Source organism: Pacificoceanicola algae, from assembly GCF_049341065.1.
Lineage (GTDB): Bacteria > Pseudomonadota > Alphaproteobacteria > Rhodobacterales > Rhodobacteraceae > Pacificoceanicola.
Window position 1 is genome coordinate 75,266 of the sequence record NZ_JBMPIX010000009.1, and the last position, 15,193, is coordinate 90,458.

The following is a 15,193-nucleotide window of genomic DNA, read 5'->3' on the forward strand; positions in this document are numbered from 1 at the left end:
CGCAAAGCCGGAACAAGCGCCGTCCCGCCGGATCACAAAGTCGCCAAAGCCTCTGCCAGTCGCTCCGCACCATGGCGGAACGGATCAACCGTGGGCAAGCCCAACCGCGCCTCGACCTCTTCACAATAGCGCGCCGCCTCCGCCGCTCCCATATGCTGGGTATTGATCGACACACCGACAACCTGACAGTCCGGATTGGCCACGCGTCCCAATTGCAGCGACAGATCCCGAACATCTTCGAGCGACGGCAAGCCATAGCCCGGCAATCCGCGCATGTGGCTGCGCGTCGGCTCGTGGCACAGGATCAGGGCGTCTGGTTGCCCTCCATGGATCAAGGCCATGGTGACCCCCGAAAAGCTTACATGGTACAGGCTGCCCTGCCCTTCGATGATATCCCAATGATCAGCGTCGTTATCCGGCGTCAGCCATTCAATCGACCCGGCCATGAAATCCGCAATCACGGCGTCCAGCGGCACGCCATCGCCGGTGATCAGAATGCCAGTCTGGCCGGTGGCGCGAAACGTGCTTTTCATTCCCTTGTCGCGCATCGCCTTGTCCAACGCCAACGCCGTGTACATCTTGCCGACCGAACAATCCGTCCCGACCGCAAGTACCCGCTTGCCGCTGCGCTTTTCGCCATTGGCAATCGGATATTCGACCTCCGGCACCCGAACATCATGCAACGCCCGACCGCAGGCCTCGGCCACGGCGACCAGATCGGTCTCGTTCCGCAGCAGGTTGTGCAACCCCGAGGCCAGATCGAAGCCTTCCTCAAGGGCGGCCACCAGCACCTTTTTCCAAGCCGGGCTGATCTTGCCACCCCGGTTGGCCACACCGATCACAAGCGTCTTGGCCCCGGCAGCCCTGGCCTCTTCGAGGTTCATGTCGGTCAGACCCAGATCAGCTTTACAGCCCTCCATCCGGTACTGCCCAACACAATTTTCGGGCCGCCAATCCTTGATGCCTTGCGCCACTTTGGCTGCCAGCGGATCAGGGGCATCCCCCAAGAACAGCAGATACGGTGTCTCGATCATTTCATTCCCCTTTCCAAGCCGTTGCCGCGACTGTGCACAAATCGACATAGGATATTCACCCCGAGTTCCGAGGGAATCGGGGCAAGCATCGAAGAATCCGCGCGTTTGGACAATTTCTGCGCAACCTTCTCCCGATTATTATGCAAAGCACGCCAGAAACGGCCCGCCGCCTTTCAGAAATGCTGCAAACGCAAAATCCCCTTGCGCAGCGCAGCGTAATTTCATAACCAATTCCAGACCTGAAACGCAATTTCCTTACCGAAGGGGAGCTTCCCATGTCCTTCCGCATCCAGCCCACCGCACCTGCCCGGCCCAACCGCTGCCAGTTGTTCGGCCCCGGTTCGCGCCCCGCGATCTTTGAAAAGATGGCCGCCAGTGCTGCCGATGTGATCAATCTCGATCTCGAAGATTCGGTCGCCCCCAGCGACAAGGACAGTGCTCGCGCAAATATCATCCAGGCCATCGGCGATATCGACTGGGGCACCAAGACCCTGTCGGTGCGGATCAACGGGCTGGACACGCCCTATTGGTACAAGGACGTTGTCGACCTGCTCGAACAAGCCAGCGAACGGCTGGATCAGATCATGATCCCCAAGGTCGGATGCGCCGCCGACATCTATGCGGTCGATGCGCTTGTCACCGCCATCGAACGCGCCAAGGGCCGCAGCAAGCCAATCAAGTTCGAGGTCATCATCGAATCCGCCGCTGGCATTGCCCACGTCGAGGAAATCGCAGCCGCCTCTCCCCGGCTTGAAGCGATGAGCCTTGGCGCCGCCGATTTCGCCGCGTCCATGGGCATGGCAACCACCGGGATCGGCGGCACGCAGGAAAACTATTACATGCTGCACGAGGGCCAGAAACATTGGTCGGACCCGTGGCATTGGGCGCAGGCCGCCATCGTCGCCGCCTGTCGCACCCATGGTGTGCTGCCCGTCGACGGCCCCTTTGGCGATTTCAGCGATGACGAAGGATTCCGCGCTCAGGCGCTGCGTTCGGCCACGCTGGGCATGGTCGGTAAATGGGCGATCCACCCCAAGCAGATCACTTTGGCCAACGAAGTCTTTACCCCCTCCGAGGCCGCAGTGGCGGAAGCGCGCGAAATCCTTGCCGCGATGGAAGATGCCAAGGCCAAAGGCGAAGGCGCGACCGTTTACAAAGGCCGTCTGGTGGATATTGCCAGCATCAAGCAGGCCGAAGTCATCGTGCGTCAGTCAGAGATGATTGCCGGAAATAGTTAAAATCTGAAACCTCAAAGCCCTGTTAATACAGATGTACGACAGTCCCTGCGTGTGGAAAACCGCGTGGGGGCGCGTCGCTATGCTACTGGGAAACAATCTTGTTGAATTTGCCGCGCCGATAGGGCTGCTTTGCATCTTGATCGTCGGCTTCGGTGAAGTCAGGCGCTTGCTGATCAGCCAAGCGCAGGCGCAATATATCATGGGCACCATTTTCGGTGCGATTGCCGTTCTGGAAATGGAAATGCCGATCTCACCGTTCGAGGGTGTGATTATTGATTTGCGCAATGTTCCAATTGTTCTGGCCGGCGCGTTCCTTGGTTGGCGCGGTCTGGCGATATGCCTCGCCATGGCCATGGTAACCCGGCTGCATATTGGTGGCATTGGCGCGACGGCTGGCATATTCGGCATGCTGATCGCAGGCTATGTGGGCGCCATCTGGGCAGAAGTGACCAAATCACCTTCAAACCGTGGATTCTGGCCACTATTGGCCTTAGGCGCTTTGACACCGCTCAGTTTTCTGGCTGTGCTGTTCTTGCCAATGGAAATCGCCTTCTGGTTCTTCAAGCATGCCGCTCCCATCACCGGAGCGATCTACCTTACGGTCGTGCCATTGATGGGCGCATTTCTGCAGCGCGAAATCCTGCGGACAGAAGCCGAGCATTACATGCGAAGTGGCGCGTCGACTTGCCCGGGTAGCGGGCTGCTTCGCCCCGCATCATTCATGCGAGAGACCGTGCAGCTGTCGGTCAGTGGGGCAAAAGGCACGGTTGGCGGTTTACTGGTGATCTCTCCTGTCTGTCCGAAATGGGTGATGACGTTCTGGGGTGCGGTGGCGACAAACCGGGTCAATTCGGCCATGGCAACGGCATTGGCGGGAAAGCTGACCCATTGTGATCGCATCGGCCTGTCGCACGGCGGTTTGCTGTTGGTCCCCCTGACCTCGACCGAGGTTTTGGAATTGGAAAACTCGACCGAGCAACTGGGCCAACTTCTGTCCAAAGCAGAGCTTCGCCTTGCCACCAAGGCAAAATTTCGTTTGCGGGCAGATCTGAAGGTTTCCGCGGTCTCTGACGCGACCGAGCTTTGCGAAATTCTGCAAATGGTCGACGAAACAAGCGCAGCGCCGCGACTGACCGCGGATCCGCCCGAGGATATGAACAAAACAGTCAAAGGCTGTCTGCCCGCCGCGAAGCAACAGCCGCTTTTTGCCAAACTCGAAGCGACCCTGGCCTCGACCCGCTCCGTGACCGTCCACCTCAATGATTAGGCCAGGCTCAGACTAGCTTCGCTCGTCCTTGGGAGATCCCATAACGACATAGGTTTGCAGGGTGTTCACCTGCGGAAGGGCGCCCAGAATATCGGTGTGGAAGGCTTTGTAGGCAGTCAGATCGGCGACCTCGACCCTAAGCAGATACTCCACCGCGCCCGTGATATTATGGCATTCGCGGACCTGCAGAGCGGTTCGCATCGCGCGTTCAAAGGCCTCTTGCGCGGATTTGGTGTGCTGATTCAGGCCCACCGTGACATACGCGGTGAACCCAATCCCCGTCTTGTCCGGCGACAGGACCGCGCGATAACCCTTGATCACCCCACGCTTTTCCAGGGTGGCAACCCGGCGCAAGCAGGCCGAAGGAGACAGCCCCACGCGTTCTGCCAAGGCAATGTTCGACAACCGCCCGTCCCGGGAAAGTTCGCGCAATATCCTGCCGTCAATTTCATTCAAATCGCTCATAAATTGCAACTCTACCGCCAAACCGGTCGATAATGCAATTTCATGGCGCATTAAATCGGCGAAAATTGCGCCATGACACCCGAGATTCTTTTCGCGCTTGCGCTGTTTTGTGCTGCGACCCTGTTCACGCCGGGGCCGAATAACCTGATGCTGATGGCGTCGGGGGCAAACTTTGGCCTGCGCCGCACGGTGCCACATCTCAGCGGCGTTGCCTTGGGGTTTCCGCTTATGATTGTGCCCGTGGGGCTGGGGGTCATGCGGCTGTTTGATCTCTGGCCGCCCGCCTATCTGATCCTCAAAGCCCTGTCAGTGGTCTATATCCTCTGGCTGGCCTGGAAAATCGCCCATGCCGCCCCGCCCAGGGAAAGCAGCGCAGAGGCGCGCCCCCTAAGCTTTGTTCAGGCTGCGGCCTTTCAGTGGGTAAACCCCAAAGCCTGGTCCATGGCCCTTGGTGCGATCACGCTATACGCCACCGGACGCGAGCTTTCGTCTATCCTCTGGGTGGCGGGCGCCTTCCTGGCGATTGGGATCGTTTCGGCCCTGACATGGGTGACACTGGGCACCGGTGTTCGGCGCCTTCTGGCGAAACCGGCGCGCTTGCGGGTCTTCAACTGGGTCATGGCTGGCCTGTTGGTGGCCTCGATGCTTCCGGTTCTGATCGGGTAATCAAGCTTTATTGCATCCGGCGCGCCAAGCAGCCATATAGCGACAAGTTGCAAGGAGGCCATGATGACCCATTACCTCGACTTTGAAAAACCGCTGGCCGAGATCGAAGGCAAGGCGGAAGAGCTGCGCGCCATGGCGCAGGGCAATGAGGATATGGACATCGAGGACGAAGCCAAGGCGCTGGACCGCAAGGCCAACGCGCTGCTTCAGGACCTCTATAAAAAGCTGACGCCATGGCGCAAATGCCAGGTCGCCCGGCACCCCGAGCGCCCGCATTGCAAAGATTACATTGAGGCGCTGTTTACCGAATACATGCCTTTGGCTGGGGATCGCGGCTTTGCCGATGACCATGCGGTGATGGGCGGACTTGCCCGGTTCAATGACCGCCCCGTCATGGTGATCGGCCACGAAAAAGGCAACGACACCCAATCGCGCATCGAACGCAACTTTGGCATGGCGCGCCCCGAAGGCTATCGCAAAGCGATCCGCCTTATGGAAATGGCAGATAATTTCGGCCTGCCCGTGATTGCGCTGGTCGACACCCCCGGCGCCTATCCCGGCAAAGGCGCAGAAGAACGTGGCCAGTCCGAAGCCATCGCCCGGTCCACCGAAAAATGCCTGCAAATCGGCGTGCCACTGGTGTCGGTCATCATTGGCGAAGGCGGCTCGGGCGGGGCGGTGGCCTTTGCCACATCGAACCGGCTGGCGATGCTGGAACACTCGGTCTACTCGGTGATCTCACCGGAAGGCTGCGCTTCGATCCTTTGGAAGGACGCCGAGAAGATGCGCGAAGCGGCCGAGGCGCTGCGCCTGACCGCGCAGGACCTCATGCGGCTTGGCGTGGCGGACCGGGTGATCCCGGAACCGCTGGGCGGCGCGCATCGTGATCGCACGACCACCATGGATCTGGTCGGTGCCGCGATTTCCGGAATGCTGGATGATCTTGACGGAAAATCGCCCAAAGAGCTGATCACCACCCGTCGTCAAAAGTTCCTGGATCTCGGCACCAAGGGGCTTGCCGCCTGAATAGGCTAAAGCATGCTTTCCAGCCCGAGCGAGGCGATCAGCTCGTAATAGGCGACGACAATCGCAGCGAAAAACGCCAGCATGATCAGCTCCAGCTTGAACTGGTGCGAATGGAAAAAATTCCGGTCGCGGTGGTGCAGGACGTCCATCAATTCGTCGCCGAACCGGACCGAAAGAAACGTGCCTGCCCCGGACAGTAGGATGATCGCCCAGTAGGGCATCGGGTGGGTCAGGATCTGGTGAAACAAACGCGTCAAAACCGTTGTGTCGTAGAACTGCGGCGCCATCAAAAGAACGCTCAGGTTGATCGTTCCGGCCAAGACCCAGACCACCATTTCAGAAAGCACCATGCGGACCCCGAACAGCAGCCGCAGCGGGAAATCCAGCAGGAACCCCGCATCCGCGATCGGCGTGCAAAGCACAAAGAACGACCATGTCAACGCCGCCGTAACGGCCCCGGTCGCCGCGTCAAACCGCCACCAGAGGTATATGAAATAGCCAACCAAAAGCGCGCAAAGCAGGGCGAATTTGAAAAACACCTGAAGGTGAGGTTTGGCGGAATTCGGGGCGGTCATAGTGGTCTTTCGGAGCTTGGGCGAACTGCGAAGCGCAGCAAAGCTGTTTCGAGCGAAAGAAACGTTACCCGGCCAGCATCCGCAACCCCTGCGTGACATCAGAGCGCACGGCAAGACGCAACCCAGGTTCGTCTCCAGCCTTGAGCGCCGCAATGATCAATCGGTGGTACTGCGGCGGCTCGGATCGGCGCAACCGCCCGTACAGCGCGCGCATCGTTGGCCCCAGTTGCAACCAGACGGTTTCACACATGGCCAGCATCGCAGGGGCCTGCGCGCGCAGGTAAAGCGCGCGGTGAAATTCAAGATTGGTGCGGATATAACCCACCGCATCGCGGTTGCTGACGGCATCGGCGATCGTCGAATTGATGGTTTGCAAGCGCTCGATCAGCGCCATATGCGCACGCGGCAAGGCACGGCTGGCCAATTCAACCTCGAGCAGAGACCGCAGGGCGGCGAGTTCCTCAATCCGCTCATTTGACAGTTCGGGCGTCGATACGCGGCCCGAATTGGACATGCTCAGCGCGCCTTCGGCGACCAGCCGATTCACGGCTTCGCGGGCCGGGGTCATCGACACGTCGAATTCGCGCCCGATGCCGCGCAGGGTCAGGGCAAAGCCCGGTTCGATCTGGCCGTGCATGATGCGTGTCCGCAATCCGCGATAGACGCGGTCATGTGCGGAAGTCGAGGGATCGATGGCGCGAGGGATGATGCTTTGCATGGCGCGATGTGATCACAAAATTCAAAGCCGCGTCAATCACCAAAGCGATAGCGATGCAGGGCCGCGCCTTCGGTGCGCAACCAGCCGCGGGGCTGCTTCCAATCACCATAGAGATCTTCGACCAAGCGCCAAAAGGCCGCCGAATGGTTCATCTCCGCCAGATGGGCCACCTCATGCGCGGCGACATACTCCAACACCTCAGGCGGGGCGAGAATCAGCCGCCACGAATACATCAGCCCACCATCCGCCGTGCAGGATCCCCAGCGCGACCGCGTGTCGCGCAGCGTCAGGCGAGTGTAGGGCCGTCCCAGCGCCCCCGAATAGCGGTCCGAGGCTTCGGCCAGCCGATCACGCGCCAACGTCTTGAGAAAGGCCTGCACCCGCCGCGGCACCTGCGCCTCGGCGCCCGGCACTTCGATCGCCCCTTCGGTCAGGCGCACCGACCGCCCCGCACCGGCGAGAATCGGCAGTGGAGCTCCCAAAACGGGCAGGATCGCGCCATGGGTGACATAAACCTCGGCCTGCTGCTGATCCAAATGGCCGCGCAGCCAGCTTTCCTTGGCCAGCACAAAATCGCGCCCTTCGGATTCGCTCACGCCCTTGGGTAGTGTCAGCGTCACGCGGCCATCCAGACGTGACAGGCGCAATGACAGCCGCCGCGCCCGGGCCGAGCGGCGTAGAATCACCTTTATCGGAGGGTTGCCAGGTAGGCTAATCTGCCCCATATGCCGCTTGCCCGTCTGTTTCGCGCCAAAGCCTTTGACATGCCCCCCCTGTTATGGCAGTTGGCCCGGATTGTCGATATGACCACGAGTTTGAAGGGAATCTCCGATGCCCAAAGAAGAATGGGGCGTTAAGCGCATCTGCCCTACAACCGGTAAGCGGTTTTACGATCTGGGTCGCAACCCTGTCGTCAGCCCCTACACCGGCGAGGCTGTAAACCTCGACACAGGAAAGCGCGGCCAAATCGAAGCGGATAGCGAAGATAAGGCAGCAAAGTCCAAGGCAACTGAAGCGACCGAAGAGGTCGATCTGCTGGACGACGACGACGTTGATGTCGATCTCGAAGACGATGATGTTCTCGAGGACGAAGACGACGACAACGTGTCGCTTGACGACATCGCCGATGTCGCAGCGGGCGACGACGACGAGTCTTGAAAAATTTGTTGCCGGGCGGGATTTTTCTGCTTGATCCCGCCCGCAGCATTGCGTAATCACCCGCGGACGGTGCCCATGGCACCAACACTGATGGGGCCTTAGCTCAGCTGGGAGAGCGCCTGCATGGCATGCAGGAGGTCAGCGGTTCGATCCCGCTAGGCTCCACCAAATCCCTTGGTTCATAGCGCGATGACTTGGCCAGTTCGCAGGCTGTTTCGGCTTTGTGCGCCGTTCTTGCGAAGCTTGGGGCAAGAAGTGTTTTTCGTGTTAGAGTTTCCGCCGGAAACCGCCGCACGAGGACAGGCACTTGGACAAACTCTCGGTCATGAATGCCTTTTGCCGGATCGTCGATCGCGGCAGCTTTGCCCGCGCCGCAGAGGACCTTGGCGTATCGGCTGCCTTGCTCAGCCGCGAGGTCAAATTGCTTGAGAATAGTCTGGGGTGCACGCTGTTGACCCGCACCACGCGCAGCATGTCGCTGACCGACCAGGGGCGGCTTTTTTATGACGCGGCACAGGACATTCTGGGCGCGGTGGACCGGATCGAAAGCCGCCTGCAGGCGCAGTCCGGTCTGGTGCGCGGCCACCTCAGGATCAATGCGCCGAACTCCTTTGGGCAATTCGTGTTGTCGCGCATGCTACCGGATTTTCTGAAACAGCACCCTGACCTGAAAGTGACGCTGTCGCTTGATGATCAGGTGGTGGATATGATCGAAGGCGGCTTTGATCTGTCGTTGCGCATTCGAGCCGAGTTGCCCGACAGCGCATTGCGCGCCCGCCGTATCGGTGACGTGCGCCAAAGGGTGTTCGCCGCGCCTGCCTATCTTGATCGCGCAGGCGCGCCCAGCACTCCAGAAGATCTGCAGCAGCACGAGACCATCGGGTTCCTGCTGGCCGACCATTTGGCGGTTTGGCAACTCAATGGGCCAGAGGGCAGCCATATCGTCAACCTTGCGCCAAAGGTCCGCGTTGGCAGCAGCGTCGTTCTGCGGGATCTGCTGATTGCCGGGCATGGCATTGGCACCCTTCCCGATTTCATCTCGGCCGAGGCCGAAGCGCGCGGCGATCTGGTGCGCGTACTGCCGCAGCATGAATTGCCGCGCCGCCATGTCTATGCTGTCACCGCATCGCAACTGGGTGCCGATGCAAAGGTTTCGGCCTTTCTGGATCACCTGCGCGCCGCGCTCTAGGCCGGCATTCTTCACTCAGCGTTAAGAGTGATTTGCAAGCGGGCCGCTTATTCCAAGGCACCTTTGGATGCATCTTCCCGGGATCGCAACCCGACCCCAAGGAGGATCGTCATGACCCGTATTCTTGTTCTGTATTATTCCAGCTATGGCCACGTCCGCACCATGGCCGAGGCCGAAGCCGACGGCGCGCACAGCGTCCCCGGCACCCAAGTCGACATTCGCCGCGTGCCCGAGACTGTCCCCGAGGCCGTGCGCCAAAGCGCGGGTTTCATCGACGATGACACGCCGATCGCCGCCCCAGCGGACCTGGAAAACTACGACGGGATCATTTTCGGCACGCCAACGCGCTTTGGCATGATGGCAGGGCAGATGAAGCAGTTTCTGGATCAAGCCGGTGGCCTTTGGGCCCGCAACGCGCTGGTCGGCAAGGTCGGGGCTGTTTTTGCCTCGACAGGCTCGCAGCACGGCGGGCACGAGGCGACCTTGCTGTCGACGCACATCCCGCTGATGCACTTTGGCTTGCTGATCGCAGGACTGCCTTACAGCTTTGCTGGCCAGACCGGTGCCGAGGGGATCATCGGCGGCGCCCCCTACGGAGCCGGGACCATTGCCGGAGCAGACGGATCGCTTCTCCCAACCGGGACCGATCTTGATGGCGCCCGTTTCCAAGGCGCGCATGTGGCCCGGATCGCTGCCCGCCTTGCCGCAACCTCTGATCAGGCGCAGGCCGCCTGACATTCCCTGAACCGGAGGCTTACCATGTCCCGCCAATCCGACATCCTGCTCACTGCGCTGGCCCCTGCTATCTGGGGCAGCACTTATATCGTCACGACCGAAGCCCTGCCTCTGGGGTATCCCATCACCCTTGCGGTGCTCAGAGCGCTTCCTGCCGGGCTGCTTTTGCTGCTGCTGACGCGCAACCTGCCGAACCGCGACTGGCTGGGGCGCGTTCTTGTGCTGGGGGCGCTGAATTTCGCGGTGTTCTGGACGCTGCTTTTTGTGGCCGCCTATCGCCTGCCCGGCGGATTGGCGGCGACGCTGGGCGCCCTGCAGCCCCTTATGGTCATCGCCCTCAGCTTTGGCTTTCTAGGCACGCCCATCCGTGCGGCGGCGGTCCTGGCCGCACTGGCTGGGCTGGGCGGCGTGGCGCTGCTGGTGCTTGGCCCCGAAGCCCGGCTTGATCCGATTGGCGTGGCGGCCGGTCTTGGCGGCGCGGCCTCGATGGCAGCGGGCACTGTGCTCAGCCGCAGATGGCAGCCGCCGGTCTCTCCGCTCAACTTTGCCGGATGGCAGTTGACGGCAGGCGGTCTGATACTGGCGCCGGTCGCCCTGATGTTTGAACCATCGCTGCCGCCTTTATCGGCGCTGAACCTCAGCGGGCTTGTCTGGCTTGGCGTGATCGGCGCCGCAGGCACTTATGTCCTGTGGTTTCGCGGCATCGCCCGGCTCGACCCCGGCACGGTGTCGATGCTGGGCATGATGAGCCCGGTGACCGCCGTCGGGCTGGGCTGGCTCTGGCTGGGGCAGGCACTGACGCCGGTTCAGGCCATTGGCGCGGTTGTCGTCCTGTCAGCCGTCTGGCTGGGGCAGGCGGCCAACCGCACCAGGCCCAGCCCTAAGCCTCGGCCGGTTTATTGACCTTGAGCAGGCGCACGAGGAACCCAAGCGATCTTCCGCGCCCGCCATCAATCACGCTGAACAGCGACGGCACAAAGACCAACGACAGCATTGTGGACAGCAGCAGCCCGCCGATCACCGCAATCGCCATGGGCGCGCGGAATTCGCCGCCCGTCCCCAACGCCAGCGCCGACGGCACCATGCCCGCCGTCATCGCAATGGTTGTCATGATGATCGGGCGCGCGCGTTTGTGGCAGGCATCCAGCATGGCTTCGGACTTTTGAACGCCGTTGGACATCGCATCCAGCGCGAATTCCACCAGCATGATCGCGTTCTTGGTCACGATCCCCATCAGCATCAGGAACCCGATGATCACCGACAGACCGATCGCGTTGTCTGTCAGGTACAGCGCAAAGATCGCGCCGCCGATTGCCAAAGGCAGCGACAACAGGATCGTCACCGGGGTGACAAAGCTTTTGAACAGGACCACCAGCACCACATAAACCAGCAAGATCCCCGCGATCATCGCCAAGGCGAACTGGCCAAAGATATCCGCCATGATCTTGGCATCGCCCGAGGCGTCGATTTCGGTACCGTCAGGCATATTTTGGGCGGCTGGCAGGGCATAAATCGCCTCGGTCGCCGGTCCAAGGATCGCGCCATTGGCAAGGTTGGCGGAGACGGTCGTGTTGTATTGCCCATCGACCCGCGAGATCGTGCTCGCCCCCGAGGACAACGAGATATCAGCCACCGCCTCAAGCGGCACCTGCATACCGAAGGACGACGGAATACGTTGGCCGCGCATCAGAACCAGATTGTCGCGCACCTCTTCCTTCATTCGCACAACGATGGGAATCTGGCGGTCTCCGGCATTGAACTTGGCTGCATTCGCCCCTGTTTCACCCAAAGTGGCGATGCGGATGGTCGAGGCAAGCGCCGAGGCCGTCACCCCCAGTTCGGCCGCCTGTTCGGGGCGCGGGGTGATACGGATCTCGGGCCGGACCAGCGCCGCGTCGGTCTGCGCGTCGGTCAACTCGGGCAGGGCTTCGATCTGGTTGGCAAGCTCGGCGGCGGCGCTGACCACCGCATCCTGACTATCGCCAAGGATGTTGAGGATCACGTCCCGCTGGCCGGTTTCCGAAACGATCAGACGCACGTCGGGCACGTCCTGAAGCGCCGCGTGGATGTCCGCCTCGATGGCCTTGAAACCGCGCTCGCGCGTGTCCTTCTGGCCAAAGTTCACGGTCACACGTGCCTTCGTGGCCGAAGTGGCACTGACGAAAACCGAGCGCACTTCGGGAACCTGCTCAACGCGCGCGGTGATCATCCCGGCAGTTTCGCGCATGTCCGCGATCTCGACGCCCGGAGGCATTTCGACCGAGATGATGGTCCGTCCGGTGTCCGAGGCAGGTACAAATTCCGAGGGCAACAGCGAGGCAGAAAAGATCGAGGCGGCAAAAATCAATAGCCCGGCAATCAGCGTCACAACCCGGTTGCGGAGCGTCCAGTTCAGCATGCGCATGTAAAGGCGCATGACCAACCCGTCCTTTTCCTCTTCTGCGGGCAGGCCGTCGCGCAAAAAATAAGCGGCCAGCATCGGCGTGATCAGACGCGCGACCAACAGGGAAAACAGCACCGCCACGGCGACGGTCAGGCCGAACTGCTCAAAGAACTGCCCGCCGATGCCGGACATGAAGCTGACCGGGGCAAAGACCGCGACGATGGTGAAACTGATGGCGATCACCGTCATGCCAATCTCGCCAGCGGCTTCTTCGCTGGCTTCGTAGGCCGGTTTGCCCATGTGGATGTGCCGGACAATGTTCTCGATCTCGACAATTGCATCGTCGACCAGAATCCCTGTGACCAGCGTGATCCCAAGCAGCGACACGGTGTTCAGCGAAAACCCCAGCATGTTCATCACGATAAAGGTCGGGATGATCGACAGCGGCAGGGCAAGAGCGGTGATGATCGTCGCGCGCCAGTTGCGCAGGAACAAGAACACCACGAAGACCGCCAGAAACGCCCCTTCGTAAAGCGTGTCCATGGCGGCGTGATAGCTGCCCTCGGTATAGACCGTGGCATCGTCGATCAGCGAAAAGGTGACGTCCGGATAGGCCTGCGACAGCTCGGCAATCTTTTCCTTTGCGGCATTTCCGGCAATCAGGTCACTGGCACCGCTGGCGCGATAGACGCCGATGGCGACCACCGGGCCGCCGTCCAGCAAGGCAAAGCTGTTTGTCTCTTCGGCGCCATCGATAACGCGCCCCAGATCGCCCAGGCGCACAGTGCTGCCTGCCGGCGTCGGGATCGGCATTTTGGCAAGCGCCTCGATGCTGTCAGCCGAGCCCAGCGCGCGTATAGCATATTCTTGCCCAGCAAGGCTGCCGCTACCACCGCCCAGATTGACGTTTGCCTGCCGGATCTGATTGTTCACGGTGCTTGCAGTCAACCCCAGCGCCAGCAAACGGTCCGGGTCGAGCGCCACTTCGATGGCGCGATCCGCCCCGCCGATCCGCTCCACTTTGCCTACGCCTTCGGCATTGCCGACATCCCGGGCGACAACGTCATCCGCGAAATAGGACAGCTCTTCGATGCTGCGGGTCGGGTCGGAAATGGCATAGCTGAGGATCGGCGCCCCGATCACGTCAACCCGGGTGACCTGCGGCTCCAGAATGCCGTCCGGCAAGTCGCTGCGCACCTTGCTCACCGCATCTTTGATATCGGCCACAGCGCGGTCAAAATCGACCTCAAGATCAAAGTTGATCACAATCGACGCGCTGCCATCGGTGGCGGTGGCGTTTACGGTATCGACGCCCGTCACGTCCGTGACCACGTCTTCGATCGGCTTGATGATCTGGTTCACAATCTCGGACGGCGATGCCCCCGCCTGCGTCACCGAAACCGAGACAACCGGGATATCGACATTCGGCATGTCGGTCACGGGAAGCGAGCGAAAGCCAAACATCCCGGCCACGACCAGCACCAGAAACAGCGCCACCGGGACAACCGGCGACCGGATCGACCATGTCGAGATGTTCATTGCCCCGCCCCCTCGGCAAAGACAGGCTGGACCTTGTCGCCGTCGCCAAAGAACGTTCCGGCGCGCAGCATCACCACGTCGCCTTCGGCCAATCCATTCAGGATCTCCCGCTGGTTCTGATAGATCAGCCCCGCCGTCACATCCACGCGCTGAACCACGCCCTCTTCGGTGATCCGCAGAACATAGGTGCTATCTTTGTCCACCAAAACGGCGGACGACGGGACGGTCAGACCCTGATGCCGGTCAATCGTGATCATACCGCTTGCAAAAACACCGCTGGGAAGGCTGCGTTGCTCATCGGTTTCGATGTAGATCCTTCCCAGTCGCGTCGCCGGGTTCACCGCCGGCGAGATCAGCCGCACTTTGCCAGGAACCGCGCCAACACCGGCAATCTCAAGCGCGACAGGATCGCCTTCCGAGACAGAGCCAAGCGCGGTTTCGATCACCTCGGCCTCGACCTCGATCCGGCCATTTTCGGCGATCCGGAACATCGGATCCCCGCCGGTGGTAGCGATCATGCCGATGTTGCCGTTGCGGGCAAGGATCAGCCCATCGACCGGCGCATTGATCGTGGCATGACCCAGATTGGACTCTGCAATCCCAACCGCCGCATCCGTCCGCTCGGCAGCGGCCTTTGCCGCCGCCAGACCATCGTGCGCCGAGGCCGCCGAGGCCCGCGCCGACTGTGCATTGGCCCGCGCGGTTTCAAGATCGGCATTTGCCAGATTGCCCCGGTCAGCCAACTGCTGCGCCCGGGTCAGTTTGTTCTCCGCATTGTCCAAGGCAGCCTCAGCGGCGTCGATCTGGCTTTGCGCCTGACGGACCGACGCCTGCGCGCTGCTTTGTTCGGCCTTGGCCTGCAACAGCTGGCTTTCCAGAACCCGAGTTTCCATCTGCGCCAGTACGTCGCCTGCACTGACCTGATCGCCAACATCGACAAAGATGCTTTCAAAGGCGAAGCCACCGACTTTTGGGAAGACCAGCACTTCTTGCCGGGGGGTCGTTGACCCCGAAACCGGAATTTCGTCCACCACTTCCGCCCGGCTTGCCCGGGCGACCGTGACATGCGGAACAAGCGCCGATTTGTCGGCGGGCATGTCAGTCTGCGCTGGCAATGCCGCGCCGAACAGGGCGAAGAGAACCGTCAATGCCAAGGCGGGCACCGATCGAAGCGGAGCGGAACATGGAGTGTGCATTAAC

The 15,193-nt window shown here is 61.1% G+C and carries 15 protein-coding genes and 1 tRNA gene; 9 read left to right on the forward strand and 7 right to left on the reverse strand.

The window, feature by feature from the left end; all coding sequences use genetic code 11:
- Window positions 1-32: 32 nt before the first annotated feature.
- Entirely contained in the window at window positions 33-1,034 is a 1,002-nt protein-coding gene (gene dgcN, locus ACOYQJ_RS14550) for an N-acetyltransferase DgcN (protein WP_422906756.1), read from the reverse strand.
- A 275-nt stretch (window positions 1,035-1,309) separates the two neighbouring features.
- Between dgcN and ACOYQJ_RS14555 the strand changes: the two genes are divergently transcribed.
- Both ACOYQJ_RS14555 and ACOYQJ_RS14560 read left to right on the forward strand, forming a co-directional pair.
- Window positions 1,310-2,272: an L-malyl-CoA/beta-methylmalyl-CoA lyase gene (locus tag ACOYQJ_RS14555; protein ID WP_422906757.1), complete on the forward strand. Its 963-nt coding sequence runs from the start codon at window positions 1,310-1,312 to the stop codon at window positions 2,270-2,272.
- Window positions 2,273-2,351: 79 nt separating this feature from the next.
- Window positions 2,352-3,539 carry a LytS/YhcK type 5TM receptor domain-containing protein gene (locus tag ACOYQJ_RS14560; RefSeq protein WP_422906758.1) on the forward strand — a complete coding sequence of 396 codons (1,188 nt, stop codon included), beginning with the start codon at window positions 2,352-2,354 and terminating at the stop codon, window positions 3,537-3,539.
- Window positions 3,540-3,551: 12 nt separating this feature from the next.
- Here ACOYQJ_RS14560 and ACOYQJ_RS14565 read toward each other — a convergent pair whose 3' ends face one another.
- A complete protein-coding gene (locus ACOYQJ_RS14565) occupies window positions 3,552-4,004 on the reverse strand; it encodes an Lrp/AsnC family transcriptional regulator (RefSeq protein ID WP_422906759.1) in 453 nt (150 codons plus the stop codon).
- A gap of 72 nt (window positions 4,005-4,076) precedes the next feature.
- Between ACOYQJ_RS14565 and ACOYQJ_RS14570 the strand changes: the two genes are divergently transcribed.
- Both ACOYQJ_RS14570 and ACOYQJ_RS14575 read left to right on the forward strand, forming a co-directional pair.
- Window positions 4,077-4,670, forward strand: a complete 594-nt coding sequence (locus ACOYQJ_RS14570) for a LysE family translocator (RefSeq protein ID WP_422906760.1) — start codon at window positions 4,077-4,079, stop codon at window positions 4,668-4,670.
- A 63-nt stretch (window positions 4,671-4,733) separates the two neighbouring features.
- Entirely contained in the window at window positions 4,734-5,696 is a 963-nt protein-coding gene (locus ACOYQJ_RS14575) for an acetyl-CoA carboxylase carboxyltransferase subunit alpha (RefSeq protein ID WP_422906761.1), read from the forward strand.
- Between the two features lie 5 nt (window positions 5,697-5,701).
- Here the strand turns inward: ACOYQJ_RS14575 and ACOYQJ_RS14580 are convergent, their stop codons facing one another.
- The 3 genes from ACOYQJ_RS14580 to ACOYQJ_RS14590 all read right to left on the reverse strand — a co-directional run bounded on the left by ACOYQJ_RS14580 (window position 5,702) and on the right by ACOYQJ_RS14590 (window position 7,714).
- Window positions 5,702-6,271 (reverse strand): hypothetical protein, encoded by a 570-nt coding sequence (locus ACOYQJ_RS14580; protein ID WP_422906762.1) that lies wholly within the window; start codon window positions 6,269-6,271, stop codon window positions 5,702-5,704.
- Between the two features lie 64 nt (window positions 6,272-6,335).
- A complete protein-coding gene (locus tag ACOYQJ_RS14585) occupies window positions 6,336-6,989 on the reverse strand; it encodes a GntR family transcriptional regulator (RefSeq protein WP_422906763.1) in 654 nt (217 codons plus the stop codon).
- A 32-nt stretch (window positions 6,990-7,021) separates the two neighbouring features.
- Window positions 7,022-7,714, reverse strand: a complete 693-nt coding sequence (locus ACOYQJ_RS14590; protein ID WP_422906764.1) for a M48 family metallopeptidase — start codon at window positions 7,712-7,714, stop codon at window positions 7,022-7,024.
- 106 nt (window positions 7,715-7,820) lie between these two features.
- On the opposite strand from ACOYQJ_RS14590, the gene ACOYQJ_RS14595 reads away from it, so the two are divergent.
- The 5 genes from ACOYQJ_RS14595 (at window position 7,821) to ACOYQJ_RS14615 (ending at window position 10,974) form a co-directional block, all read left to right on the forward strand.
- Window positions 7,821-8,147 carry a TIGR02300 family protein gene (locus tag ACOYQJ_RS14595; RefSeq protein ID WP_422906765.1) on the forward strand — a complete coding sequence of 109 codons (327 nt, stop codon included), beginning with the start codon at window positions 7,821-7,823 and terminating at the stop codon, window positions 8,145-8,147.
- A gap of 92 nt (window positions 8,148-8,239) precedes the next feature.
- Window positions 8,240-8,315, forward strand: a tRNA-Ala gene (locus ACOYQJ_RS14600).
- A 139-nt stretch (window positions 8,316-8,454) separates the two neighbouring features.
- Window positions 8,455-9,336, forward strand: a complete 882-nt coding sequence (locus ACOYQJ_RS14605; protein WP_422906766.1) for a LysR family transcriptional regulator — start codon at window positions 8,455-8,457, stop codon at window positions 9,334-9,336.
- Window positions 9,337-9,447: 111 nt separating this feature from the next.
- Entirely contained in the window at window positions 9,448-10,071 is a 624-nt protein-coding gene (gene wrbA / locus ACOYQJ_RS14610) for an NAD(P)H:quinone oxidoreductase (RefSeq protein WP_422906767.1), read from the forward strand.
- Between the two features lie 24 nt (window positions 10,072-10,095).
- On the forward strand, window positions 10,096-10,974 hold the full coding sequence (locus tag ACOYQJ_RS14615; RefSeq protein WP_422906768.1) for an EamA family transporter: 879 nt from the start codon (window positions 10,096-10,098) through the stop codon (window positions 10,972-10,974).
- Here ACOYQJ_RS14615 and ACOYQJ_RS14620 read toward each other — a convergent pair.
- Entirely contained in the window at window positions 10,952-13,993 is a 3,042-nt protein-coding gene (locus tag ACOYQJ_RS14620) for an efflux RND transporter permease subunit (protein WP_422906769.1), read from the reverse strand. The genes ACOYQJ_RS14615 and ACOYQJ_RS14620 overlap by 23 nt on opposite strands.
- A complete protein-coding gene (locus ACOYQJ_RS14625; protein WP_422906770.1) occupies window positions 13,990-15,147 on the reverse strand; it encodes an efflux RND transporter periplasmic adaptor subunit in 1,158 nt (385 codons plus the stop codon). The genes ACOYQJ_RS14620 and ACOYQJ_RS14625 overlap by 4 nt, the downstream gene beginning before the upstream one ends.
- Window positions 15,148-15,193: the final 46 nt, after the last annotated feature.

Bases quoted from the DNA above. Each gene is read 5' to 3' on its own strand.
- dgcN (WP_422906756.1), bottom strand. From the start codon at position 1,034: ATGATCGAGACACCGTATCTGCTGTTCTTGGGGGATGCCCCTGATCCG.
- ACOYQJ_RS14555 (WP_422906757.1), top strand. From the start codon at position 1,310: ATGTCCTTCCGCATCCAGCCCACCGCACCTGCCCGGCCCAACCGCTGC.
- ACOYQJ_RS14560 (WP_422906758.1), top strand. From the start codon at position 2,352: ATGCTACTGGGAAACAATCTTGTTGAATTTGCCGCGCCGATAGGGCTG.
- ACOYQJ_RS14565 (WP_422906759.1), bottom strand. From the start codon at position 4,004: ATGAGCGATTTGAATGAAATTGACGGCAGGATATTGCGCGAACTTTCC.
- ACOYQJ_RS14570 (WP_422906760.1), top strand. From the start codon at position 4,077: ATGACACCCGAGATTCTTTTCGCGCTTGCGCTGTTTTGTGCTGCGACC.
- ACOYQJ_RS14575 (WP_422906761.1), top strand. From the start codon at position 4,734: ATGACCCATTACCTCGACTTTGAAAAACCGCTGGCCGAGATCGAAGGC.
- ACOYQJ_RS14580 (WP_422906762.1), bottom strand. From the start codon at position 6,271: ATGACCGCCCCGAATTCCGCCAAACCTCACCTTCAGGTGTTTTTCAAA.
- ACOYQJ_RS14585 (WP_422906763.1), bottom strand. From the start codon at position 6,989: ATGCAAAGCATCATCCCTCGCGCCATCGATCCCTCGACTTCCGCACAT.
- ACOYQJ_RS14590 (WP_422906764.1), bottom strand. From the start codon at position 7,714: ATGGGGCAGATTAGCCTACCTGGCAACCCTCCGATAAAGGTGATTCTA.
- ACOYQJ_RS14595 (WP_422906765.1), top strand. From the start codon at position 7,821: ATGCCCAAAGAAGAATGGGGCGTTAAGCGCATCTGCCCTACAACCGGT.
- wrbA (WP_422906767.1), top strand. From the start codon at position 9,448: ATGACCCGTATTCTTGTTCTGTATTATTCCAGCTATGGCCACGTCCGC.
- ACOYQJ_RS14615 (WP_422906768.1), top strand. From the start codon at position 10,096: ATGTCCCGCCAATCCGACATCCTGCTCACTGCGCTGGCCCCTGCTATC.
- ACOYQJ_RS14620 (WP_422906769.1), bottom strand. From the start codon at position 13,993: ATGAACATCTCGACATGGTCGATCCGGTCGCCGGTTGTCCCGGTGGCG.